At 55.2% G+C, this 25,084-nt stretch carries 20 protein-coding genes and 1 tRNA gene; 12 read left to right on the top strand and 9 right to left on the bottom strand.

Annotation, left to right across the window (positions count from 1 at the left end; all coding sequences use genetic code 11):
- Positions 1-48: 48 nt before the first annotated feature.
- Positions 49-1,191 (top strand): IS481 family transposase, encoded by a 1,143-nt coding sequence (locus C1N69_RS15525; RefSeq protein ID WP_047959517.1) that lies wholly within the window; start codon positions 49-51, stop codon positions 1,189-1,191.
- Positions 1,192-1,291: 100 nt separating this feature from the next.
- Here C1N69_RS15525 and rcsB read toward each other — a convergent pair whose 3' ends face one another.
- Together rcsB and rcsD are read right to left on the bottom strand one after the other, a co-directional pair.
- On the bottom strand, positions 1,292-1,942 hold the full coding sequence (gene rcsB / locus C1N69_RS15520) for a response regulator transcription factor RcsB (RefSeq protein WP_003859405.1): 651 nt from the start codon (positions 1,940-1,942) through the stop codon (positions 1,292-1,294).
- A gap of 16 nt (positions 1,943-1,958) precedes the next feature.
- Positions 1,959-4,631: a phosphotransferase RcsD gene (rcsD, locus tag C1N69_RS15515; protein WP_025757208.1), complete on the bottom strand. Its 2,673-nt coding sequence runs from the start codon at positions 4,629-4,631 to the stop codon at positions 1,959-1,961.
- Positions 4,632-5,373: 742 nt separating this feature from the next.
- On the opposite strand from rcsD, the gene C1N69_RS15510 reads away from it, so the two are divergent.
- From C1N69_RS15510 to mgtE, 6 genes are all read left to right on the top strand, one after another.
- Positions 5,374-6,489, top strand: a complete 1,116-nt coding sequence (locus C1N69_RS15510; protein WP_047959134.1) for a porin OmpC — start codon at positions 5,374-5,376, stop codon at positions 6,487-6,489.
- Between the two features lie 115 nt (positions 6,490-6,604).
- Positions 6,605-7,660 (top strand): FAD:protein FMN transferase ApbE, encoded by a 1,056-nt coding sequence (apbE, locus tag C1N69_RS15505; RefSeq protein ID WP_025760346.1) that lies wholly within the window; start codon positions 6,605-6,607, stop codon positions 7,658-7,660.
- 72 nt (positions 7,661-7,732) lie between these two features.
- Entirely contained in the window at positions 7,733-8,791 is a 1,059-nt protein-coding gene (gene ada / locus C1N69_RS15500) for a bifunctional DNA-binding transcriptional regulator/O6-methylguanine-DNA methyltransferase Ada (protein ID WP_155031505.1), read from the top strand.
- Positions 8,791-9,447: a DNA oxidative demethylase AlkB gene (alkB, locus tag C1N69_RS15495; protein ID WP_047959132.1), complete on the top strand. Its 657-nt coding sequence runs from the start codon at positions 8,791-8,793 to the stop codon at positions 9,445-9,447. Before ada ends, alkB begins: the two co-directional genes overlap by 1 nt.
- A gap of 69 nt (positions 9,448-9,516) precedes the next feature.
- On the top strand, positions 9,517-11,160 hold the full coding sequence (locus C1N69_RS15490; RefSeq protein WP_155031504.1) for a multidrug ABC transporter permease/ATP-binding protein: 1,644 nt from the start codon (positions 9,517-9,519) through the stop codon (positions 11,158-11,160).
- A gap of 582 nt (positions 11,161-11,742) precedes the next feature.
- Positions 11,743-13,179: a magnesium transporter gene (gene mgtE, locus C1N69_RS15485; protein ID WP_025756298.1), complete on the top strand. Its 1,437-nt coding sequence runs from the start codon at positions 11,743-11,745 to the stop codon at positions 13,177-13,179.
- Here the strand turns inward: mgtE and C1N69_RS15480 are convergent.
- Positions 13,142-14,431 (bottom strand): SulP family inorganic anion transporter, encoded by a 1,290-nt coding sequence (locus C1N69_RS15480; protein WP_155031503.1) that lies wholly within the window; start codon positions 14,429-14,431, stop codon positions 13,142-13,144. The genes mgtE and C1N69_RS15480 overlap by 38 nt on opposite strands.
- 187 nt (positions 14,432-14,618) lie before the next feature.
- On the opposite strand from C1N69_RS15480, the gene mqo reads away from it, so the two are divergent.
- Positions 14,619-16,271: a malate dehydrogenase (quinone) gene (gene mqo, locus C1N69_RS15475; protein WP_155031502.1), complete on the top strand. Its 1,653-nt coding sequence runs from the start codon at positions 14,619-14,621 to the stop codon at positions 16,269-16,271.
- A 103-nt stretch (positions 16,272-16,374) separates the two neighbouring features.
- On the opposite strand, the gene eco is transcribed toward mqo, so the two are convergent.
- Positions 16,375-16,878, bottom strand: a complete 504-nt coding sequence (eco, locus tag C1N69_RS15470; protein WP_025756296.1) for a serine protease inhibitor ecotin — start codon at positions 16,876-16,878, stop codon at positions 16,375-16,377.
- Between the two features lie 208 nt (positions 16,879-17,086).
- Between eco and C1N69_RS15465 the strand changes: the two genes are divergently transcribed.
- A complete protein-coding gene (locus C1N69_RS15465) occupies positions 17,087-17,347 on the top strand; it encodes a DUF2534 family protein (RefSeq protein ID WP_008500962.1) in 261 nt (86 codons plus the stop codon).
- Between the two features lie 125 nt (positions 17,348-17,472).
- Positions 17,473-18,660, top strand: coding sequence for an MFS transporter (locus C1N69_RS15460; protein ID WP_155031501.1), 1,188 nt, complete (start codon positions 17,473-17,475; stop codon positions 18,658-18,660).
- 37 nt (positions 18,661-18,697) lie between these two features.
- On the opposite strand, the gene C1N69_RS15455 is transcribed toward C1N69_RS15460, so the two are convergent.
- From C1N69_RS15455 to C1N69_RS15445, 3 genes are all read right to left on the bottom strand, one after another.
- Positions 18,698-18,774 (bottom strand) — tRNA-Pro (locus C1N69_RS15455).
- 72 nt (positions 18,775-18,846) lie between these two features.
- The gene (yejM, locus tag C1N69_RS15450) at positions 18,847-20,607 is read right to left on the bottom strand and encodes an LPS biosynthesis-modulating metalloenzyme YejM (RefSeq protein WP_047959128.1); all 1,761 of its coding nucleotides are present in this window, start codon (positions 20,605-20,607) and stop codon (positions 18,847-18,849) included.
- A gap of 19 nt (positions 20,608-20,626) precedes the next feature.
- Positions 20,627-20,854, bottom strand: a complete 228-nt coding sequence (locus tag C1N69_RS15445; RefSeq protein ID WP_014884596.1) for a YejL family protein — start codon at positions 20,852-20,854, stop codon at positions 20,627-20,629.
- A 134-nt stretch (positions 20,855-20,988) separates the two neighbouring features.
- On the opposite strand from C1N69_RS15445, the gene yejK reads away from it, so the two are divergent.
- Positions 20,989-21,996, top strand: a complete 1,008-nt coding sequence (yejK, locus tag C1N69_RS15440; protein WP_025756289.1) for a nucleoid-associated protein YejK — start codon at positions 20,989-20,991, stop codon at positions 21,994-21,996.
- A 51-nt stretch (positions 21,997-22,047) separates the two neighbouring features.
- On the opposite strand, the gene rplY is transcribed toward yejK, so the two are convergent.
- Both rplY and radD read right to left on the bottom strand, forming a co-directional pair.
- Positions 22,048-22,332, bottom strand: coding sequence for a 50S ribosomal protein L25 (gene rplY, locus C1N69_RS15435; protein ID WP_025756288.1), 285 nt, complete (start codon positions 22,330-22,332; stop codon positions 22,048-22,050).
- A 125-nt stretch (positions 22,333-22,457) separates the two neighbouring features.
- Positions 22,458-24,218 (bottom strand): DNA repair helicase RadD, encoded by a 1,761-nt coding sequence (gene radD, locus C1N69_RS15430; RefSeq protein ID WP_155031500.1) that lies wholly within the window; start codon positions 24,216-24,218, stop codon positions 22,458-22,460.
- 151 nt (positions 24,219-24,369) lie between these two features.
- Between radD and rsuA the strand changes: the two genes are divergently transcribed.
- Positions 24,370-25,077 carry a 16S rRNA pseudouridine(516) synthase RsuA gene (gene rsuA, locus C1N69_RS15425; RefSeq protein ID WP_047959126.1) on the top strand — a complete coding sequence of 236 codons (708 nt, stop codon included), beginning with the start codon at positions 24,370-24,372 and terminating at the stop codon, positions 25,075-25,077.
- Positions 25,078-25,084: the final 7 nt, after the last annotated feature.

Below are 25,084 nucleotides of genomic sequence, written 5' to 3'. Positions count from 1 at the left end.
GGTAGACACTTACAACTAAGGCATAAGAACCCGTTTATGGAGTCGCTTATGCCCTGGGATGCGAGAGATACCATGTCATTACGTACCGAGTTTGTTTTGTTCGCCTCGCAGGACGGGGCGAATATCCGTTCCCTCTGCCGTCGCTTCGGCATTTCACCTGCCACCGGCTACAAGTGGCTTCGTCGCTGGACGGAGGAAGGGGCCTCCGGCCTTCAGGACCGCCCGCGCATACCGCACCATTCCCCGAACCGCTCATCTGACGACATCACTGCCCTGCTGCGCATGGCCCATGACCGTCATCAACGCTGGGGAGCCCGCAAGATTAAACGCTGGCTGGAAGACCAGGGGCACACCATGCCCGCCTTCAGCACCGTTCATACCCTGATGGCCCGTCACGGCCTGCTGCCGGGCACTTCACCGGGCATTCCCGCCACGGGACGGTTCGAACATGACGCGCCCAACCGGCTCTGGCAGATGGATTTTAAGGGCCACTTTCCCTTTGGCGGTGGCCGCTGCCATCCGCTCACCCTGCTGGACGACCACTCCCGTTTTTCCCTGTGCCTGGTGCACTGTAACGATGAACGTCGAGAGACCGTGCAGCAGCAGCTGGTCAGCGTGTTTGAACGCTACGGCCTGCCGGACAGGATGACGATGGATAACGGCTCACCGTGGGGAGACACCACCGGCACCTGGACGGCGCTGGAGCTGTGGCTGATGCGCCAGGGTATCCGGGTGGGGCACTCCCGGCCGTATCATCCGCAGACGCAGGGCAAGCTGGAGCGTTTTCACCGCAGCCTGAAGGCGGAAGTGCTGCAGGGGAAGTGGTTCGCGGACAGCGGTGAACTGCAGCGCGCCTTCGACCACTGGCGGACGGTCTATAACCTTGAACGCCCGCATGAGGCGCTGGATATGGCGGTACCGGGCTCGCGGTATCAGCCGTCATCGCGACGGTACAGCGGCAACACAACGCCCCCGGAATACGACGAGGGCGTGATGGTCAGGAAAGTGGATATCAGCGGAAAGCTGAGCGTGAAAGGGGTGAGTCTGAGCGCGGGTAAAGCGTTCAGGGGAGAGCGGGTCGGACTGAAGGAGACGCAGGAGGATGGCTGCTATGAAGTGTGGTGGTACAGCACGAAAGTGGGGGTGATCGACCTGAAGAAAAAGTCGATCACCATGGGTAAAGGGTGTTAAAAAGTGTTCACCATGTCCCCGAACACCTGTCTACCATGTCCCCGGACTGTACAGTGGGAGAGGGCGGGGTGAGGGCATCAGGCCGCACACCCGTTTGGGATCAATCCTTGTCCGTTGCGCTCAGCGTAACGGAGGAGAGATAGTTCAGCAGAGCAATATCATTGTCCACGCCCAGTTTCATCATTGCTGATTTCTTCTGGCTGCTGATGGTTTTAATACTGCGGTTCAGTTTCTTGGCGATCTCGGTCACCAGGAAACCTTCTGCAAACAGGCGCAGAACTTCGCTCTCTTTTGGCGACAGACGTTTGTCACCGTAGCCGCCCGCGCTGATTTTTTCCAGCAGACGAGAGACGCTCTCAGGGGTGAACTTCTTGCCTTTCTGCAGCGCGGCGAGCGCTTTTGGCAGATCGGTCGGTGCGCCTTGTTTCAGCACAATCCCTTCGATATCCAGATCCAGCACGGCGCTCAGGATCGCCGGGTTGTTGTTCATGGTCAGAACAATGATCGAGATGTCCGGGAAGTGACGCTTAATATATTTGATGAGCGTGATGCCATCACCGTACTTGTCTCCGGGCATGGAGAGATCGGTAATGAGCACGTGTGCATCAAGCTTTGGGAGGTTATTGATCAGTGCTGTAGAGTCTTCAAATTCACCGACTACATTCACCCACTCGATCTGTTCAAGTGATTTGCGAATACCGAACAGTACAATCGGATGGTCATCGGCAATAATTACGTTCATATTGTTCATGTATTAGGCTACCTTGCTACAGCAAGCTTTTGACGTAGGCGTCAATGTCGCTGATGTATTTTTCAATGCCAGAGGCATCTTTCTCACGAATTAGATGTTCCAGCGTTTCACATAACTGCTTGCCGGGAACCAGATTAAGCATGGCAAACACCCCTTTAAGCCGGTGTGCTGTCTGTGCCAGCGCTGCAAAATCATTCGCAGCGGACTCAGTATACAACCGCTTAACATCATCTGGTACTGTATCAACAAAGAGTGAATAGTATCCGCTGGCGTGAAGCTCGGCATTTTCATTGCCGCCTAACGGTGATTCCGCTATCTCTTCCTGCGCCAGTTGCTCTTCTATTAGTTGTAGTACAGCTTCCTGCATCGCATTGCTTATATTAAAGTTGACGCGCAACTGGCCTGGGCCGATTTTTCGCACGCCTGACTCATCATCGCTTAAAAGCAAGCCTGAGGCAGTAAGATTAGACGGATTATCCGTTAAAAACAGATCAAATTCTTGACTTGCAAGTCTTTCATCCGGCGTGATGCAGGCCGCACCCCAGTTTTCCAGCTGACGAACCACTATATTGCGGATCTCATTTGAGGTCACATCAACCATCACCACGACATCATCCAGCAGACGTTCTTCGTCTTCTTCCTGCGGATTGGCGGCCATTTTCACGTGCAGAGAATAACGGGTGCCGAGGGATTCGCGGGCTTTAATATTCAGGTGGCCGCCAAGCTTACGTGCCAGCTGGTCGCACAGCCAGAAGGTCAGGGCATTGGCTTTGCCGTAGCGATCGCTTTGTGTGTCATTCAGGAACGGGAAGTGGAGATTATCAATTTCACTTGTCGTGACACCTTCCCCGGTGTCCAGAATGCGGAACGTCAGGCGATCCTCAGCCGACTCGTCCGTATTCACTTCCAGGGTGATCTTGCCGATCTGCGTGGTGGTGACGGCATACTGAATAATCATCAACAGAATGCGACGCAGCGCTTCTCGATCGCCATGGCGTTCGTCATTCGCGGACAAATGGTTATTGATCAGCAGCTGCAGCCCTTTCCGCTTAATCACGGGCAGAACTTCCGGAACCACTTCATCGATCAGATCCTGGATGGAGAAGAGGGTTGGCGTTCCCTTCCAGAAATCATTCTCCAGCATGTTCGCCAGCTGGATCTCATCGACCATACGCACCAGCGAGTCGGCCTGGCAGGCAAGCTGATGGCTTTCAGAGGTATTCAACGCCGCCGCCTGGCTTGCCAGCGCCCTTAACGGCTGCTTGAAGGCATCGCCGATATTTTGCATAAAAGCGGCGCGTCCCTGCTGGTTTTTCTCATACAGTCTTTGCGCCTGCTTGAGCTTTTTATTCACCAGCACTTCCCTGTCCTGATCGCGGATGATGAAGATCTGCGTGCGGGAGGCGACCTGGCTGCGGAACTGACGGATCTCGTACAGTTCATTATTTATGGTGGCCTGAATGACGCCCTGATGCTGATCCGCCATGGTGGTGATGTTCTGCAGGTTAAGATGCGGCAGCAGATGATCGGCAATTTTATTGCTCATCACCGTACGGTTCGCCTCCTGATCGTGAACGAGCACCCCAAGCGGCAGTACGGAAATAATCTCTTCATTCAGCGCGCGGAGTACGCGCAGCTCATTGCTGGTTCCGGCCGGAACCGCAGAAGCGTCGCTCTGGCGCCCTGGATGGAAACGAAACGTGCTGTAGCCAAACAGGGCCAGCGCCAGCAGGCCAATATTCAGCAGCAGAGGCAAGAGGATATTTTGCAGGGTATCAAGCAGCAGGGTGCCAAACGGCACCTGCCACACCAGACGCATGCCGGTCGAGTTCAGCGACGAGGCAATCTCTATTTTCGAGCCATTAAAGGAGATCGATACGCTCTCTGCGGCCTCTTTATCAGGTGCCGAACGCATATTCTGGGTACTGTTGTCTGGCTCCAGACGGAAGCTGTCGAGCGGCATGTCCGGCGGGATTAAATCATTAATCGGTAAATCGAAGGCCACGACCGTTGCCAGATGCCCCGGCTGGTTAAAGGTGGTACGCAGGGTAAAATAGTGGCCATTTTGCCAGGCCAGCCGACGCAGGGACGAGAAGCTTTCCCGTTCATCGAGGGCGTTCGCCTGCTGCAGCATCTCAGCGCGGCGGGAATCAACAATGCTGCCCACGGTTGTCTCTTTAAACCCGGACGAGAGATCTTTTAACGGCAGGGTCGAAATCAGGATCATGCTGTTGTCCTGACCGTTCAGGTAGTACATCGACCACGGCACCGTCTCGGCACCCCAGAGGGTATCCAGATAGGTTGAAATTCGCTGCGTCATCTCAAGTGTGGCGCTGTCGTGAGAGCCAAAAATAAGCGCTTCGGTCTTACGCTGCGGTTTCTCAAGATAATAGACATCCTGCTTAAGCCGCGTCTCCTGAAGTCCGTCGCCGGATGACGAGGCCGGTGCTGCCGCGATGTTGTCGTAAATCTGCCAGGTGGCGTAGCGCCAGGTATCAATGCGCTTGTGTACGGCGTGGGTGATATCAACGACCTGATAGCTCTTATCCTTCAGCCAGGCGTTCACCGCGCTCTGGACCATAACGCCCATTGTGACTAACAGCACAACGATCAAAAGAAGAAAGAAACGGGTGATGCTCCCGGGAAGGAGGGAGAATTTGCTCGGGGCGGTAGTTTCAGTCTGACTCATTGATATCTTTAACCCGTTATGGTCGTGCTCTGTGGCGATAGGGCAGTATAAAGGGTAATAACTGAATTTCCAGCGCCACTGTCCTGGAACAGGCGACTTTTTCAACGGACAATATCGTCGCCAGACGGGCTCCAGACATGTACAAAGTCGTCAGAGTCGTACAAATATGGCGCATCACCAGTCGGCAAATAGCACGAATTAACAAGAAATTAAGTTTTTCGAGAATTACGAGCTTTCGACAGCGATCCGGCGGACGTTTAGTTAATAGTCGTTACAATTACACGGCGGTAGCACAAAAAAAGAAAGGTTACGTAAAGAAAGGTAAAAAAAAACCGAATGCGAAGCATCCGGTTGAATTAGGGATAAACAGACATTCAAAACTGAATGACGGTAATAAATAAAGTTAATGATGATAGCGAGAGATATTTTAGAGATTAGGCGCGATCTTGTTTTGTCATTCAGTGCGGTAACGTATTTTATTGTAACTTGTTGATATTAATGTGGTGATTTTCTCGTTTGATTATAAGTGCTAAATTTCTAAGCTATTTGTGCTTTGTAAAAGTTCCTTTATGTTTACATTTTGAAACATGTTGATAGATAAATGAAACATCTTCAAAGTTTTCGTATCATATTCGCATTGGATTATTCTGTAATTTTGCGGAGAATGAAATTGCCGACTGGTTAATGAGGGTTAACCAGTAAGCAGTGGCAATTATAAGGCATATAACAGAGGGTTAATAAAATGAAAGTTAAAGTACTGTCCCTCCTGGTACCAGCTCTGCTGGTGGCAGGCGCAGCAAATGCGGCTGAAATTTATAACAAAGACGGCAACAAATTAGATCTGTACGGTAAAGTGGATGGTCTGCACTATTTCTCCGATGACGACAGCGTTGATGGCGACCAGACCTACATGCGTCTTGGCTTCAAAGGCGAAACCCAGGTTAACGATCAGCTGACCGGTTACGGCCAGTGGGAATACCAGATCCAGGGCAACACCTCTGAAAGCGACAACCAGGCCTGGACGCGTGTGGCGTTCGCGGGTCTGAAGTTCGCTGAAGCGGGTTCTTTCGATTACGGTCGTAACTACGGCGTGATCTACGACGTGACCTCTTGGACCGACGTTCTGCCAGAATTTGGTGGAGACACTTACGGTGCAGATAACTTCCTGCAGTCCCGTGCTAACGGCGTAGCAACCTACCGTAACCAGGACTTCTTCGGTCTGGTGGATGGCCTGAACTTTGCTCTGCAGTATCAGGGTAAAAACGGCAGCGTAAGCGGTGAAAACGACACCGGTCGTAGCACCCTGAAACAGAACGGCGACGGCTACGGTGCGTCCCTGACCTATAACCTGGGTGAAGGCTTCAGCATCGGTGGTGCATTGTCTTCTTCCAAACGTACCGCTGACCAGAACGACACGGGTAACCTGGCGCTGAAAGGCGAAGGCGATCGTGCTGAAGTCTATACGGGTGGTCTGAAATACGACGCCAACAACATTTACCTGGCGGCGCAATACTCCCAGACCTATAACGCAACGCGTTTCGGCAACTCTCAGAGCAGCAGCGACATTTACGGCTTTGCTAACAAAGCACAGAACTTCGAAGTGGTCGCTCAGTACCAGTTCGACTTTGGTCTGCGTCCATCCGTGGCTTACCTGCAGTCTAAAGGTAAGGACATCGAAGGCTACGGCGACCAGGATCTGCTGAAATATGTTGATGTGGGCGCGACTTACTACTTCAACAAAAACATGTCTACCTATGTGGACTACAAAATCAACCTGCTGGATGACAAAGACTTCACCCGTCAGGCAGGTATCAGTACAGACGATATCGTCGCGCTGGGTCTGGTTTACCAGTTCTAATCGCTACACGGTATGACTCAGGGGCCTCACGGCCCCTTTTTTGTGTTTTTTTTAGGCTCTCACAATTCACCCGTTTTGGTGTACTCTTGCCGCCCTGGCATGAGGATAATAATGAATGGACATGACTTTTTTACGCGCCAGCTTCCTGGCAATCCTTTTTTTCCTGACCGCTTGTGACGCTTCCACGCCGGAGACCACCACCGACGCCCCCGCGGCGACGGTGCTCGAAGGCAAAACGATGGGCACTTTCTGGCGCGTCAGCGTAATGAATCTTGATAAGGCACGCGCCGAAGAACTGCGTAGCAAAATTCAGTCACAGCTGGATGCAGACGATCAGTTGCTGTCGACCTACAAAAATGACTCGGCGCTGATGCGCTTTAACCTTTCAAGCAGTACCTCCCTGTGGCCGGTGAGCGAGGCGATGGCCGATATCGTGACCGAGTCCATGCGCGTGGGCTACAAAACCAACGGGGCGATGGACGTGACGGTGGGGCCCCTGGTGAACCTCTGGGGATTTGGCCCCAACAAGCAGCCGGCGACCACGCCCGATCAGGCGGCCATTGATGACGCCCGCGCCCGGACAGGGCTACAGCATCTGACGGTGATCAATCAGTACGGTCAACAGTACCTGCAAAAAGATATTCCCGATCTGTTTGTCGATCTGTCGACGGTAGGCGAAGGTTATGCGGCGGATCATCTGGCTGCGCTGATGGCGCAGGAAGGCATCTCCCGCTATCTGGTATCAGTGGGCGGCGCGTTAGTCAGCCGGGGCATGAACGCCAGCGGCAAACCGTGGCGCGTAGCGATTCAAAAACCGACCGATCAACAAAATGCCGTGCAGGCGATGGTGGACATCAACGGACATGGCATCAGCACCTCAGGGAGCTACCGTAACTATTACGAGCTTGACGGGAAGCGTATTTCGCACGTTATCGACCCGCAGACCGGGCGACCCATTACGCATAATCTGGTGTCGGTGACGGTTATTGCACCGACCGCGCTGGAAGCGGATGCCTGGGACACCGGGTTAATGGTTCTCGGTCCGGAGAAAGCCAAAGAGGTGGTGCGTCAGGAAGGGCTGGCGGTGTATATGATCGTTAAAGAGGCCGACGGGTTCAAAACCTGGCATTCGCCGCAGTTCGCCAGCTTCCTGGTGAATGAAAAAAATTAAAAAGCAAGGTTGCGGGTTTTTAATCTGTGGCGCTCAGGCAGGCTGTATATATGCTTATAAGAGGAGCCGATCATGAGAAACCTGACCTTAATGACCGATGAGGATCGCTGGCTGGCCGTGCTGGCCCGCGATCCGCGCGCTGACGATCAGTTTGTCTTCGCTGTGCAGACGACGGGTATTTTCTGCCGTCCGTCATGCCGTGCCCGTCACGCGCTGCGTAAAAATGTCCGCTTTTACCCTGATGCCCACCATGCCGTTCAGGCAGGATTTCGGCCATGCAAGCGCTGCATGCCGGACAAGCGCGATCCGCAGGAACAGAAGCTGGCCAAAGTGGAACACGCCTGCCGTCTGCTGGAGCAGGATCCGGCGTTAACCCTGGAGAAGCTGGCGCAGCAGGTTGCCATGAGTCCTTACCATTTCCACCGTCTGTTTAAGTCTGTCACCGGTATGACCCCGAAAGCCTGGCAGCAGGCGGCACGAGGTCAGCGCCTGCGCGCCGCGCTTGCGCAGGGGGATAAAATTACCGATGCCGTGCTGGCGGCTGGGTTTCCTGACAGCAGTAGCTATTATCGTAAAGCCAACGATGCGCTGGGTATGACGGCGAAGCAGTACCGTAAAGGGGATGCGGCAGTGCGTTATGCCATCGATAATTGCGCTTTAGGACGCTGCCTGGTGGCAGAAAGTGAGCGGGGGATCTGCGCGATCCTGCTGGGTGACACCGATGCGCAATTAATCGAAGAGCTGGCGACGGTGTTCCCAAACGCAGAGCACGCGCCGCTGGACGACGACTTCGTGCAACGGATCCATCAGGTAATTGCCAGTATTGATAACCGTTCTGTACCGCTTGCGCTGCCGCTGGATATTCGTGGGACGGCGTTCCAGCAGCGGGTCTGGCAAGCCCTGCGAACTATCCCCTGCGGTGAAACGGCAAGTTACCAGCAGGTGGCGCAGGCGATTGGTCAGCCCAACGCGGTACGCGCCGTTGCCGGTGCCTGTGCGGCAAACACGCTGGCGATTGTGATCCCCTGTCATCGTGTTGTTCGCAACGACGGCGCGCTGTCAGGTTATCGGTGGGGGACTGCGCGAAAAGCGTTATTACTGAAACGTGAGGCGAAACGCCGGGAGGGATAATGCTCGATCTTTTTGCGGATGCTGAACCCTGGCAGGAGCCGCTGGCGCCGGGGGCGGTTATCCTGCGCCGCTTTGCGCTTTCCCGTGCGGCGGCGCTGCTGGAGGGTATTGACGAGGTCACGGCGGTTTCACCGTTTCGTCACATGATCACGCCGGGCGGCTACACCATGTCGGTTGCGATGGCTAACTGCGGTGAACTGGGGTGGGCGACCAACGAACGCGGCTATCTGTATGCGCCGAACGACCCCGCAACCGGCCAGCCGTGGCCTCCCATGCCTGCGGTTTTTCAGACGCTGTGTCACGATGCTGCCGTCGCCGCGGATTATGCCGACTTCCGTCCTGATGCCTGCCTGATTAACCGCTACGCCATTGGCGCGAAGCTCTCGCTGCATCAGGATAAGGATGAGCCCGATCTGCGCGCGCCTATCGTCTCGGTATCGTTAGGTCTGCCCGCCGTGTTCCAGTTTGGCGGGTTACGCCGCAACGATCCGCTCAAACGCATCATGCTGGAACATGGCGATGTAGTGGTGTGGGGCAGGGAATCGCGGCTGTATTATCACGGCATTCAGCCGCTGAAACCCGGCGTTCACCCCCTAACGGGTGAGTACCGTTACAACCTGACGTTCCGCCAGGCGGGTTTTAGTAAACAAAAATAAGAATTATTCTTGATGTACACGCCGGGCAGTTTACACTGCTGGCTGATTTTTATTGTCCGGATTGCCTGCATGCAACTACTTCTCCTTGTCTGGCGTCAGTATCGCTGGCCCTTCATGGCCGTCATGGCGCTAAGCCTCGCCAGCGCCGCACTGGGTATTGGCCTGATCGCGTTTATCAACGTGCGTTTGATTGAAATGGTCGACACATCACTCGCCGTATTGCCGGAATTTCTTGCCCTGCTAATGCTGTTGATGGCAGTCACGCTCGGCTCTCAGCTGGCGCTGACCGCGCTCGGCCACCATTTCGTTTTTCGTCTGCGCAGCGAATTTATCAAGCGGATTCTGGACACCCACGTAGAGCGCATTGAACAACTCGGCAGCGCGTCTCTGCTGGCGGGGTTAACCAGTGACGTGCGCGCCATTACTATTGCGTTCGTTCGTCTTCCGGAGCTGGTGCAGGGGATTATTCTGACCTTTGGCTCTGCTGCTTATCTCGCCTGGCTCTCCAGCAAAATGCTGGCGGTAACCGCCCTGTGGATTGCCATCACCATCTGGGGCGGTTTTGTGCTGGTGTCACGCGTCTACAAACACATGGCGGTACTGCGCGAAACCGAGGATAAGCTCTACAACGATTACCAGACGGTACTCGAAGGGCGCAAAGAGCTGACCCTGAACTGCGAGCGCGCCGAGCATATCTTTAACAATCTCTATATTCCCGACGCCCGCGAATACCGGCACCATATTATTCGTGCCGATACCTTCCACCTGAGCGCGGTGAACTGGTCAAACATTATGATGCTGGGGGCGATTGGCCTGGTATTCTGGATGGCGAACAGCCTGGGCTGGGCGGATACGAACGTCGCGGCAACCTACTCGCTGACGCTGCTGTTCTTGCGCACGCCGCTGCTTTCGGCCGTCGGCGCATTGCCGACCCTGCTGAGCGCGCAGGTGGCGTTTAATAAGCTCAAAAAGTTCGATCTTGCACCGTTTAACGCTGAATTCCCGCGCCCGCAGGCCTTCCCGAACTGGCAGACGCTGGAGCTGCGTAACGTCACGTTCCGCTATCAGGACAACGCTTTCTCCGTGGGGCCGATCAATCTGACGATTCACCGCGGCGAGCTGCTGTTCCTGATTGGCGGTAACGGCAGTGGGAAATCGACCCTCGCGATGCTGCTCACCGGGCTTTATCAGCCGCAGTCGGGTGAGATTTTGCTGGATGGTAAGGCGCTGAGCGCAGAAAAACCTGAGGATTACCGCAAGCTTTTCTCGGCGGTGTTCACCGACGTCTGGCTGTTTGACCACCTGCTGGGACCGGAAGGGCAACAGGCCAATCCTGCGCTGGTGGAGAAATGGCTGGCGCAGCTGCAGATGTCACACAAGCTGGAGCTGCAGGACGGCAAGATCCTCAACCTCAGGCTCTCGAAAGGGCAGAAAAAACGCGTGGCGCTGCTGCTGGCGCTGGCGGAAGAGCGTGACATCATTCTGCTTGATGAGTGGGCGGCGGATCAGGATCCCCACTTCCGCCGCGAGTTTTACCAGGTGCTGCTGCCGCTGATGCAGCAGATGGGCAAAACGATTTTCGCCATCAGCCATGACGATCATTACTTTACTCATGCTGACCGTTTGCTGGAGATGCGCGAGGGCAAGCTGAGCGAGCTGACCGGTGAAGCGCGCGATGCGGCATCGCGTGATGCGGTGGCGCGCACGGCCTGATGCCCTCATCTTAACCCTCTCCCACAGGGCTGAGGGATCCCCACAAAATAATGCCTGCACAGACAACCCCCTCTCCCTTGAGGGAGAGGGCTGGGGTGAGGGGGAACATACGGCTGTAGAGGTTATTCCGTTCACTTAATGTTCCTTGCTACTCTGTAACAGCATGACCAGTGAACGTGCCAGGGCGGCTCAATCGCCACCGCCCTGGCGACCCGGGCTCCCGGCGGTAAATCGCCGCTTCGCGGTACCCTCAGCTTATTCCTCCAGGCTATCGGGTCGGGCATGAGCCTGCATCCCTGCAGGCCACGCCCTCTCGGCGCATCCCTGCGCCTCGCCCCGGCCTTATGGAAACGCTTCGGCGATTTACAGCCGGACCAGGGTATCGCTGTAAGCCATTAATTTTACTGAAGCAACGTTCATCGCTTCAGGTAAAAAATTACTGGGGATCCCTCAGCCCACAGGGAGAGGGGATAGATCGTGGCCATAATGCCGATTTTTTCTCCATCCCGACCCGTTGTTTATTCTTATTTACATATCCCCGCGCTATGCTTAATACCAACTTATTTCATGGATTTATGATTGATGTCGGTATTAAAGAAAAACAGCGCCAGGCAGCGCGACCAGGAACGCGCGCGACTTATCTGGCTTCTCACGACCGATAAAGCGGTCACGTCTACGTTATTAGGCAAACTCACCCTGGCTGAGCAATATGATGTCGGCACGTTAGCCGACGATATTGCTGAGGTAGGGGCGCTGGTTGCGCATTTACCCCCACCTGACCTGGCGGACACCCTGGAAGCGCTTCCCTCGGAAGAGCGTCACGCTCTGTGGCGGCTGGTACAAGACCACGAGCGCGGACAGGTGTTGCTTGAGGCCTCGGAAAACGTCTGGGACGACCTCATTGATGAGATGAGCGACCGGGACATCCTCGACGCCCTGCAAACGCTGGATATCGACGAGCAGATTTACCTGGTTCAACACCTGCCACGAAACCTGACCGGTCGCTTGCTGGCTTCCCTGCCTGCCGATGAACGGGCGCGCGTGCGCCAGGTGATGCACTATGAGAAAAACAGCGTCGGCGCGATTATGGAGTTCGGGGTTATCACCGTTCGTCCTGACGTCACGCTCGGTACCGTCCAACGCTACCTGCGTCGCCTGGGCAGGATGCCGGACAACACCGATAAACTGTTTGTCACCTCGCGGGATAAAACCCTGCTCGGCGAGCTGGAGCTGAAAACCATCCTGCTTAACAGCACCCAGCGGAAGGTGAGCGAGGTGATGGAAAACGAGCCGATGGTCTTCTCCCCGGAAGACGATGCGGAAAAAGCGGCGCGTACCTTCGAACGTGACGACCTCGTGAGCGCGGCGGTTGTCGATTCCGTCGGCAAACTGATGGGGCGTCTGACCATCGATGAGATCGTTGACGTCGTTTATGAAGAAACTGATAACGACCTGCGCGCCCTTGGGGGGATCAGCGCCGAAGACGATGTCCATGCCTCCGTCGGCAAGGCGGTCAAAACCCGCTGGGCCTGGCTTGCCATTAATTTGTGTACCGCGTTCATCGCCTCCCGCGTGATTGATGGCTTTGAACATACCATTTCGCAACTGGTGGCTTTAGCCTCGCTGATGCCGATTGTGGCCGGGATTGGCGGTAACACCGGCAACCAGACCATTACCATGATCGTCCGCGCGCTGGCGCTGGAGAACATTCAGCCGGGTAACTTCGCCTTTCTGATTTTCAGAGAGATGGGCGTGGCGCTGATTAACGGCCTGGTATGGGGCGGCATCATGGGCGGCATCACCTGGTGGCTGTATGACGATATGGCGTTAGGTGGAGTAATGATGCTGGCGATGGTGTTGAATCTGCTGGTGGCATCGATGATGGGGGTTATTATTCCGTTAACGATGACCAAACTGGGGCGCGACCCCGCTGTGGGGTCGAGCGTGATGATCACCGCCATCACCGATACCGGCGGTTTCTTTATTTTTCTTGGCCTGGCAACGATTTTTCTGCTTTAAGCCGACGCTTAACGCGGGCGGGAAGCAGCGCCATAACGATGATCCCGCCCAGTACGCCAATCGCCAGGTTGCCCGTTGATACCGTGGCGGCCACGGTGACCAGCATGACCACCGTTTCCGCAATCGGGGCATTTTTTACGGTTGCAGGCTGGAGGCTGTGCCAGCTGAACGTTTTAATGGCGACAATCGCCATGATCCCGGCCAGCACCGCCATCGGGATTTTGGCCATTACGTCACTGAGCGCTGTCACCAGAACCAGCAGCACGATGCCCGCCGCAAGGGTTGAAATGCGGCTTCGTCCTTTCCCCATCTCGACGTTGACGATGGTTTGTCCGATCATCGCGCAGCCCGCAATGCCACCGTAAAAACCGGACAGAATATTCCCCACGCCCAGCCCGATGCTCTCACGGCGCTTGCTCGACGGCGTTGCGGTCAGCTCATCCACCAGCTTTGCCGTGAGCAGGGATTCGAGCAGGCCGACGAAGGCGATACTCAGCGCGCACGGCCAGATAATGCTCAGCGTCTGTAAATTCAGCGGTACCCGCAGTTCGGTAAGCCCCGGTAAACCGCCGCTTATCGCGCCTTCATCACCCACGGTCGGCAGGATTTGACCGGTGCTCACGGTATACAGCGTCAACACCACAATGGCGATCAGCGGCGAAGGGACACTTTTGATGTAGCGCGGTACCCACAGCACAATCAGCACCGTCAGCATAAACAGGCCTACAATCAGCGGGCTTCGGCTCCAGAAGTGAGGAACCTGGGCGAAGAAAATCAATATACCGAGCGCGTTAACAAACCCGATCATGACGGCCTGCGGGATAAAGCGCATCAGACGGGCCATGCCCGATACCCCGAACAGGATCTGAATCACGCCAGCCATCAGCACCGCCGGCAGAATGTACTGCACGCCGTGCTGATGCACCATTGGGCCAATGACCAGCGCGACGGAGCCGGCCGCTGCCGTGACCATCGCCGGACGACCACCCAGCACGGACAGGGCGAGACACAGCACTACAGAGGCAAAAAGGCTGACCTTTGGGTCAACGCCCGCAACCACGGAAAATGAAATCACTTCGGGGATCAGCGCCAGAGCGGTAATCACACCCGCCAGCGTTTCACGCATCAGACGTTTGGGTGAACTGAGGACCATGCTGACGTGGCCTTCGCGGGGTAAAGCAGGTTGGGGTAAGGACATAACACTTTGCTGGTTAGGGCAGGCTTCCGTGCGCGCGATCACAAAGTGCAGGATAGTAGCCAGAAAATGCGCCTATTGCCAGCCGCCAGCGTAATCCCCCACAAACAATCCATCATTAAATTTCACAATTACAATAATTTCGTAACCTTTAAACAATATTTAAAAGTTGTTACCGTGCCCCCGCAGCTTTTTTCACCTGCAATTTCCACGCATCAAGCACTTTTACACTAAGGCATAAATTATGAAAAAAATGACTGCCATGCTCTTTTCTCTGGCCGTGGGGCTTAACACCGTCTCTATGGCGGCGAAAGCTGACGCACCAAAAGAGCAGGAAACGGACGTCCTTTTAATTGGTGGCGGTATCATGAGCGCCACGCTGGGAACCTATCTGCAGGAACTGCAGCCGGACTGGTCAATGACCATGGTCGAGCGCCTCGATGGCGTGGCGCAGGAGAGTTCGAACGGCTGGAATAACGCCGGTACCGGACATTCGGCACTCATGGAACTGAACTATACGCCGCAGAAAAAGGACGGTTCCATTAGTATCGAGAAGGCGGTAGAGATCAACGAAGCATTCCAGATTTCTCGCCAGTTCTGGTCTCACCAGGTCAACAACGGCGTGCTGCACGATCCGCACTCCTTCATCAACACCGTACCGCACATGAGCTTTGTGTGGGGCGAGCAGAACGTCAACTTCCTGCGCGCGCGCTACGCTGCTCTGCAGCAGAGCACGCTGTTCCGCGGCATGAAATACTCTGAAGATCACGCGCAGATCAAAGAGTGGGCTCCGCTGGTCATGGAAGGTCGTGATCCGAACCAGAAAGTGGCGGCGACCCGCACTGAGATTGGTACCGACGTCAACTACGGTGAAATCACCCGTCAGCTGGTGGCCTCTCTGAAGAAAAAAGAGAACTTCAACCTGCAGCTCAGCACCGAAGTGCGTGGCTTCAAGCGCAACGCGGACAACAGCTGGAGCGTGACCGTTGCCGATCTGAAAAATAACGAAGCTGAGCACGTCATCAAGGCGAAGTTTGTCTTTATTGGTGCGGGCGGTGCCGCGCTGAAACTGCTGCAGGAGTCCGGTATTCCGGAAGCTGACGACTATGCGGGCTTCCCGGTGGGCGGTCAGTTCCTGGTGTCCGATAATCCGGAAGTGGTAAATCGCCATCTGGCAAAAGTGTACGGCCAGGCTTCCGTAGGCGCACCACCGATGTCCGTGCCGCACATTGACACCCGCATGCTTGACGGCAAACGCATGGTGCTGTTTGGACCGTTCGCAACCTTCTCCACCAAGTTCCTGAAAAATGGCTCTCTGTGGGATCTGCTGAGCGCCACGACCACGTCTAACGTCAAGCCGATGATGGATGTCGGTCTGGATAACTTCGACCTGGTGAAATACCTGATTAGCCAGGTAATGCTCTCAGACGAAGAACGCTTTGAAGCGCTGAAAGAGTACTATCCGCAGGCGAAAAAAGAAGACTGGCGTTTGTGGCAGGCGGGTCAGCGCGTACAGATCATCAAACGCGATCCGAAAGAAGGCGGCGTGCTGCGTCTGGGTACCGAAGTGGTAAGCGATAAGGACGGCACCATCGCCGCGCTGCTGGGGGCGTCCCCGGGGGCATCTACTGCTGCGCCAATCATGCTGCACCTGATGGAAAAAGTGTTTAAAGATAAAGTTTCCAGCCCGGAATGGCAGGCGAAGCTGAAAACGATTATTCCATCCTACGGCACGAAGCTGAACGGTAACGTGGACGCGACGGAGCAGGAGCTGGAATACACCAGCCGCGTACTGCAACTGCAATACGTCAAACCGCAGGCTGCTGCTGATGCCGCACCAAAAGCGGAGCTGAAGGCTCAGCCGGAAAACAAACCAGTTGCGGATATCGCGCTGTAAGGTAAAAGCAAAACGGCAACATACGTTGCCGTTTTTCGTGTTTTCTCCCTCTCCCGGTGGGAGAGGGTTGCGGTGAGGGCGCCAGAGCGCACCCGACCTGGTTTTAACGTACTACCGCCTGGCCGACATTCTCTTCAGCCTTCCACACGCGGTATTTCACCTCGACGTTTTCAGGCGTATAGACCACAATCGGCAGCTTGCTGTTGTAGCGGATCAGGCTGTTATCACCCAGATACGCCGTCACAAATTTCTTCTCTTTCTTGCCATCCGGGCAGGCCATCATGGTGGAGACCGGAGAGGTCACTTTATCAAAGACGTAATAGTCATAACCCCAGCCTTCCAGCGTTTTGCTTTCAAGCTGGCCACCCAGACGGTGCTGGTTGCAATCCACTTCCAGCGTCTTGCCAATTAACAGTTCCACTTTGAAATTGGCTTCATCCTGCTGAACCGGCAGTTGAATCACCTGACGCTTCATCCCTTTCTCTGCTTTCGGATACGGGGCGACTTTTTCCAGCGGCTGTTCTTTTGGGGTTTCGCTGGCAAAAGCACTGGCGCTGGCACACGCGGCGGCGATCAGAGCGATGGCAAATTTAGGTGCGTTTTTCATTGTCATTCCTTTATGTCAAAACGAGCAGAACCAGATTAGCATAACAATTCTGAATGATTAGCTTCATTTACTTACATTTTCAATATGAGTAGCGTAATAAACTACGATTTTGCCAGTGAATTGGTTTTTTGTGCTGGAATGGAATCGGGCGGCAGATCGTGTTATTTTATTCCTCACATAATGTTATTCATCTGTGAAGGGAAGAGAGATGGTTCGTGCAAAACTGAAAACACCTGAAGGCCGTAAGTTCCTCCTGGCGCTGCTGGTGGTCTTTATGATTGCTGCTGCGTGCGTGGGGCGGGCAACCATTGTGGGTGTGATCGAACAGTACAATATCCCCCTCTCAGCCTGGACAACCAGCATGTACGTGCTGCAATCGGCAATGATCTTCGTCTATAGCCTGGTGTTCACCGTTCTGCTGGCCATACCGCTGGGTATTTTTTTCCTGGGCGGACGCGAGAAGCACTAAGTACCGATTCACGATAACTAAGCCATCCTGCGGGGTGGCTTTTTTTATGCCTGACGATATTTTACCTGCGCTTCCAGGATATTCTGTTTTGAGCAAAATGTTCTACATACAGCAGGAGATGCGTAATGTTATCCCGGTTCGCAACGCTCAGCCGGATCCCGAAAGGCGTCTGGGTTGTCGGTGGGGTCAGTATGTTGATGGATATCTCCTCGGAGATCATTCACAGCCTGCTCCCGCTGTTTATGGTGACGACGCTCGGAGCCAGCGTGATTTTCATCGGTTTGATTGAAGGGCTGGCCGAAGCCACTGCGCTGTTTATCAAAGTGTTTTCCGGGGCAATTAGCGACTATCTGGGTAAACGTAAAGGGCTGGCGGTACTGGGATATGGTCTTGGCGCGCTAAGTAAACCGTTGTTTGCTATTGCGTCTTCGTCCGGCATGATTCTGGGGGCACGCTTAATCGACCGGGTAGGGAAGGGGATACGCGGTGCACCGCGTGATGCGCTGGTCGCTGACGTCACGCCACCGGAACTCCGCGGTGCGGCCTTTGGTCTGCGTCAGTCGATGGACACCATCGGCGCATTTCTCGGCCCGCTGCTGGCCGTAGGCCTGATGCTACTGTGGAATGATGATTTTCGAACTATTTTCTGGATTGCCGTTATCCCCGGTGTACTTGCCGTTGCCCTGCTTTTCTTCGGACTGCATGAGCCGAAAACGCCTGTTGAACATAAACGCACGAATCCCATCAAAAAAGAGAACCTCAGGCGCCTGGGTAAAGGCTGCTGGTGGGTGATTGGGTTAGGCGCTGTCTTCACACTCGCCCGTTTCAGTGAGGCATTTCTGGTCCTTCGTGCCCAGCAGTCCGGGGTGCCGCTGGCGCTCATTCCGATGGTGATGGTGGCCATGAATCTGCTCTATTTCCTCTCAGCCTATCCGTTTGGCAAGTTATCCGACGTCATGAGCCACACCCGGTTACTGCAGTGGGGACTGGTGGTGCTGATAGGGGCGGACATTGTGCTTGCGCTGAGCACCCACTGGGCGGGCATTATTTTAGGGGTTGCGCTTTGGGGCGTGCATATGGGGATGACGCAAGGATTGCTGGCGGCAATGATTGCGAAAACTGCGCCAGCGGATTTGCGCGGCACGGCTTTCGGTATTTTTAGCCTGGTCAGCGGTGTTGGGTTGTTAATCGCCAGCGTGCTAGCCGGTGTTATTTGGGAAACGTTTGGTGCGGAATATACATTTTATGCCGGAGCGGTGATTTGCCTGGTTACGCTGGTGTATCTGCGCAAAACGCCGGACGAGGCGCAATAAAAAACCAGCCATAAGAGGCTGGTTTTCAATGTATTTTTGGTCGGCACGAGAGGATTTGAACCTCCGACCCCCGACACCCCATGACGGTGCGCTACCAGGCTGCGCTACGTGCCGACGCATAGAAAGCATACTACTCGATTCCGTTTCGAATGCAAGGGAATCTGTCGCTAACTGGTTTATAATTAATCAGTTAGCGATAAAGCGCTTCTCATCCGTCAGGACCTGCAACAGCAGACTCAACTGCGGTTTCTGGTCTTTCAACCGCTCCCCTTCGAGATTATACGTCTGATAATTGCCGTTGCTGTTCAGCACCAGCGTCAGCTTCGGTGTGGTCACCACCAGCGTGTCATTCCCGGCAGCTGTGACCCAGTTATGGCGGCGCGCGGCGCTAAAGAGATCCTGCCCCTGCGAATACTCGTTTGCAGGCGTGCTGACGTGCAGCAGACGTTGCATCAGGGTGGTCATGACATCTTTATGCTCGGTGAGCATATTGATGCGCTGAGCCGGGGTGCCCGGCCAGTGGATCACCAGCGGAACCTGCAGGTTCGGACGTGACCAGTTCATACTCTTCGTTTCGTCACCCAGCGGGACGCCATGGCCCGCGGTCACGATCACCACGGTGTTCTCCAGCTTGCCCGACTCACGTAGCGCGTCAAGTACGCGAGCTATCTGCGCATCAACATTGCCCGCCGCGCGGCCATAGCGGCGCGTAAAGTCATTTTTATTGCTGTTGGCAAGCGTGGTGCCGTTAAAGGCCACCCATGAGAACCAGCGGTTATCTTCCTGAGCGTAGCGCTGCAGCCAGTTTATCCACTGGCTGGCGGTCTGCGCATCGGACTGGTCCTGCGCTGGCGGCAGTGAGAAATCTGACAGCAGCGCCTGGCGGTAGAGCGGGCTGTTAAAGCCATCTGATGAGAACAGCCCCAGTTGATAACCTTGCTGATTCAGCCCGGTGATCAGCGCCGCAGGTATGCGGCTCGACAGCACGCCATCCATATATCCGGCTGAAATACCATAGAAGAGGCCAAAGATGCCCGCATCGGTTGAGTTACCGGAACTCATATGCTGAGTAAACGTGACGTTTTGACTGGCGAATTCAGCCAGCGCAGGCATCTGCTTCTCGTAACGGGAGTAGTTCAGGCCATCGACGGTGATCAGGAGGACGTTTTGCCCGCGACCCATATCACGATAACGCAGATCGCTCAGAGGATACTGAACGCTGACGGCTTCCGGATTCCCCTGTTCGACCAGACGGCGCTGATACTCCTGGGCATCAAGCAGACCGTGTTTTTCGAGGAAGCGGCGGGCCGTCATTGGATAGGAGAGCGGCAGGTTGGCGCGCTGCATAGTAATAGGGCGATAGAAGTTCGCGTCCGCCCAGATATACATGATGTGCGAACTGATAAACGAGACGAAGAAGAGCGTGGCAACAGGCTTCGCGTAATGGCGTCGCCGGGTCAGACTGCGAAGTTTTTGCCAGCTCCAGGTGGCAAACAGCATCTCAATCAACAGGATCACCGGGACGCTGATAAACATCAGCTGCCAGTCACGGGCCGTTTCGTTCTGGTCGGGGTTAATCACCAGTTCCCAGACGATGGGGTTGAGATGCAGGTGGAAGCGGGTAAACACTTCACTGTCGATAAGCAGCAGCGTTATCCCCACCGTCGCAAGGATGGCGGACAAGAACCGCATGAGACGCTGCGACATGACGATAAACGTCAGGGGGAACAGGATCAGCAGATAGGTGGCGAAAACCAAAAAGCTAAAGTGACCAACAACACTCATCCAGGAGTAGATCCGCCCGGTTAGCGTTGTGGGCCAGTCTGCGACAAACAGATAACGACAGCCAATCACCGTCGCCAGCAGAATGTTGAACAGGGCAAACCAGTGCCCCCAGCTGACCATCTGGGAGACTTTTTCACGGTAGCGCTGACGATTCGTCACCATAAACTGTTGTTCGTATCCCTTAATGGGCCTGGTCGTTGCTGACGGATGACTGTAAAGCCTGGGCGAAAGATTTTGCGATCGCCTGACGCTGAGCCGGAGCAACGCTGGTGTTAATAAGGTTGGTGACCATATTTCCCAAAACCATCAGGGAGAGATCGGTCGGTGTTTTATGTTTTTCCAGTACGTTGACCAGCTCACTGAGCAGTTGTTCAACGTGTTCATCACTGTAGCGGGAATGTTGTGGCATAAATCAAAATCAGTTTGTTGATGAAAGGGCAACATATTACCGTAGCAACAGCTTTTTTTCCCCTTTTTTATCTGTTGTTGCACACATGCCCTGGTGGTGGTTGAATACCGCCCGGTCTAAAAGGAGAGTTTATCATGAGTCTGGAAATCAACCAGATTGCCTTGCACCAGCTTATCAAGCGTGATGAGCAAACCCTTGAAGTGGTGCTGCGCGATTCGTTACTGGAACCCACGGCGACCGTTGTGGAGATGATGGCAGAGCTGCATCGCGTCTACAGCGCCAAAAATAAAGCCTACGGTCTGTTCAGCGAAGAGAGTGAACTGGCTGATAGCCTGCGTCTGCAGCGTCAGGGCGAAGAGGATTTCCTGGCGTTTAGCCGCGCCGCAACCGGGCGTCTGCGCGACGAACTGGCGAAATATCCCTTCGCCGACGGCGGGATCGTGCTGTTCTGCCACTACCGCTACCTGGCGGTTGAGTATCTGCTGGTCACCGTGCTGAATAACTTAAGCAGCATGCGCGTGAACGAGCAGCTGGATATCAGCTCCACCCATTATCTGGACATCAACCATGCGGATATTGTGGCGCGCATTGATTTGACCGAGTGGGAAACGAACCCGGCGTCGACCCGCTACCTGACTTTCCTGAAAGGGCGTGTGGGCCGCAAAGTGGCGGATTTCTTCATGGACTTCCTCGGTGCCAGCGAAGGTCTTAACGCCAAAGCGCAAAACAAAGGGCTGCTCCAGGCGGTTGACGACTTCACGGCTGAAGCACAGCTTGATAAATCTGAGCGTCAGAACGTACGTCAGCAGGTTTACAGCTACTGCAACGAACAGCTGCAGGCAGGGGAAGAAATTGAGCTGGAGTCGCTGTCCAAAGAGCTGGCAGGTGTGAGTGAAGTCAGCTTCCAGGAATTCACTGCGGATAAAGGCTATGAGCTTGAAGAGAGCTTCCCGGCGGATCGCAGCACGTTGCGTCAGTTAACCAAATTTGCCGGCAGCGGCGGTGGGTTAACCATCAACTTTGACGCGATGCTGCTGGGTGAACGCATTTTCTGGGATCCGGCCACCGATACGCTGACCATCAAAGGGACGCCGCCGAACCTGCGCGATCAGCTTCAGCGCCGCACCTCTGGCGGGAAATAACAGCCATAAAAAAACCCCGCAGAAGCGGGGTTTTTTTCGACAGGTTTGCGATTACGCGCGAACGAAGTCGATGTGAGTCAGTTTTGGCTTGAACGCGTGACGCTGAACAGCCTGAACTTTCACTTTTTCTTCTTTACCGCCAACAACGATGGTCAGAACTTCGCTGTAGAATTCAGCTTTGGTCTGCAGGTTCCACAGTTTGTCGTGATCCAGTTCGATTGCAACTGGAGCAGCTTCGCCACCGTAAACGATAGCCGGGAACTTGTTAGCGGCACGCAGGCGGCGGCTCGCACCCTTACCCTGCACGTTACGTACTTCTGCTTCGATAGTAAACATTGATTTCTCTCTGTATTTAAAACCCTACTACAGGCGACCCAGCAGCAGGTGAGTGTTCTGCCTCACGGATGTGAAGCGGGCGGCATTTTATACTCAAATGCCCCGCACATCAATGAAAAGTCCCCCTAACCGCGCAATTCGTTAGCGCGACGGAAGCGACCTTCATAGTCAAAGAGTTTCTCACGCACCTGCCAGAACTGGCCTTTCTTACGGGCGACCACAAAATCCGGATGGCGCAACAGCCCCTGCTGGCGCACGATATCGGCCACGGTTATCCAGCGCAGGGGGATGCCCGGCGTGCGGGTATGCGGGCGGATAAACAGCTGTTCGAAGGCCGTGCGCTGGGCGGGCGTCTGGACCCGGAAACGCTCACTCACGTCCGCCCCGTCCTCGTCGTAATAGGTGATTTTCAGCCACTCACCTTTTTCATCGGCGCCGGGCTGCAGTGCCATGCCCGAGCAGCGCAGCACCAGGGCATCTTTCAGCTTTAGCGCCGCTTTCAGCATGTCATCCGGGTCAACCAGCACCGTGTCGCATTCCCGACAGCGGCGGGCGGCTATGTCGTTTTCGGCGTTGCACTGCGGGCAGTTTTTGAAGCGGAAACGGAAATCGCACTGCTCGCGGTGCCCCTCTTCATCTTCAAACCAGCCCTGGCAGCGGCGGCCAAAATGTTCGATCAGCGTGCCGTCAGCGGTTGTTTTGCCCCAGAAGGTGTTGGCAAACCCGCAGGCGGGGCAAAAAACCTGTACGGGGACGTTGTCGCTTTTTCCTTTGGGCGCCCCGACTTCAGGGGTATAGATATCGTGCGGGTTGCCGGCATAGTCCAGAATCAGACAGTCGGTTTTGCCCGGCGCCAGTCGCAGGCCGCGACCCACAATCTGCTGATACAGGCTGACTGATTCGGTCGGGCGCAAAATGGCGATCAGGTCGACGTGCGGCGCGTCAAAGCCGGTGGTCAACACCGACACGTTCACCAGATAGCGGAACTGCTGGGCTTTAAAGGCCTCAATCAGCCCGTCACGCTCCGGGCCGGGCGTCTCACCGGTGATGAGCGCCGCGTCGCCAGAGGGCAGTAAGCCGGTGATTTCTCGTGCGTGCTCAACGGTGGCGGCAAAGATCATCACCCCTTTGCGCGTCGCGGCGAACTCCTCAATCTGGCTGATGATGTGCGGCGTAATACGCTTTTGCTTTTTCAGCTCCTGGTTAAGATCCGCTTCGCTGAATAAGCCGTTGCTCTGCGCCTGCAGACGGCTGAAGTCGTACTGCACCACCGGCATATCCAGCCGTTCAGGCGGTGTCAGGTAGCCATGTTTAATCATGTAGCGCAGCGGAAGTTCGTAAATGCAGTCGCTAAACAGGGCGTGGTCATCCCCGCGCACCATGCCGTGATAATGGTAGCGGTAGATCCAGCCTTTACCGAGACGAAACGGGGTTGCCGTCAGGCCCAGAAGGCGTAAGTGAGGGTTCACCTCTTTGAGGTGAGTGAGGATTTGCTGATACTGGCTGTCGTCGTCATCACTGATGCGGTGACACTCGTCGATAATAAGCAGCGAAAATTCGCTGCGAAACAGGTCGAGATTGCGGGCCACTGACTGCACGCTGCCAAAGACCACTTTGCCGTGGCTCTCTTTACGCTTGAGTCCGGCGGCAAAAATGTCGGCGTCCAGTCCCAGTGCGCAATATTTGGCATGGTTCTGCGCAACGAGCTCTTTAACGTGCGCCAGAACCAGCACGCGGCCACGCGCCAGGCGCGCCAGCTCGGCGATCACCAGGCTTTTGCCTGCACCGGTCGGCAGCACAATCGCCGCCGGCTCGCGATGTTTACGGAACCAGGCGAGGGTGGCGTCAACGGCCTCCTGCTGATAGGGTCGAAGTGTAAAAGTCATGGGGTCTCGGTTTCGTTATTCCGCACATAGTATGCCACGAAACTTTTTCCCTTGAGTGGCGCAACCAGACCATTATACTGAGCCGTTCCAGACTGCGTCTTTTTCGGACCTGTTGTCCGACTTCCAGCACCATTAAGGCTAAAAAGATTTCATGCGACTTGATAAGTTTATCGCTCAGCAACTCGGCGTAAGCCGCGCTATTGCCGGGCGCGAAATTCGCGCCAGCCGCGTTACCGTGGATGGCGACATTGTGAGAGACAGCGCGTTCAAACTGCAACCTGACCATCAGGTGGAGTATGACGGCAATCCGCTGACCCAGCAGCACGGCCCGCGTTATTTCATGCTCAATAAGCCGGAAGGCTATGTTTGCTCTACGGACGATCCGGATCACCCGACGGTGCTCTATTTCCTCGACGAACCGGTTGCGCATAAGCTGCATGCCGCCGGGCGACTCGATATCGATACCACGGGTCTGGTGCTGATGACCGACGACGGACAGTGGTCTCACCGCATCACCTCTCCGCGCCACCACTGCGAAAAAACCTATCTGGTGACGCTGGAGTCTCCGGTAGCGGATGGCACGGCAGAGCAATTCGCGAAAGGCGTCCAGCTGCATAATGAAAAAGATCTGACCAAACCCGCCGTGCTCGAGGTGATCACGCCGACCGAAGTCCGCCTGACCATCAGTGAAGGGCGTTACCATCAGGTAAAACGTATGTTTGCCGCGGTGGGGAACCACGTCGTGGGCCTGCATCGTGAACGGATTGGTGCGATTGAACTTGATCCCGACCTGGCGCCAGGCGAATACCGCCCGTTAACGGAAGAAGAGATCGCCAGCGTCGGTCTGCCTTCGCACTAATTTCAGG

Source organism: Enterobacter sichuanensis (assembly GCF_009036245.1).
Taxonomy (GTDB): domain Bacteria; phylum Pseudomonadota; class Gammaproteobacteria; order Enterobacterales; family Enterobacteriaceae; genus Enterobacter; species Enterobacter sichuanensis.
Note: the sequence above shows the minus strand (reverse complement) of the source record. Positions and strands in the feature narration are given on the sequence as shown.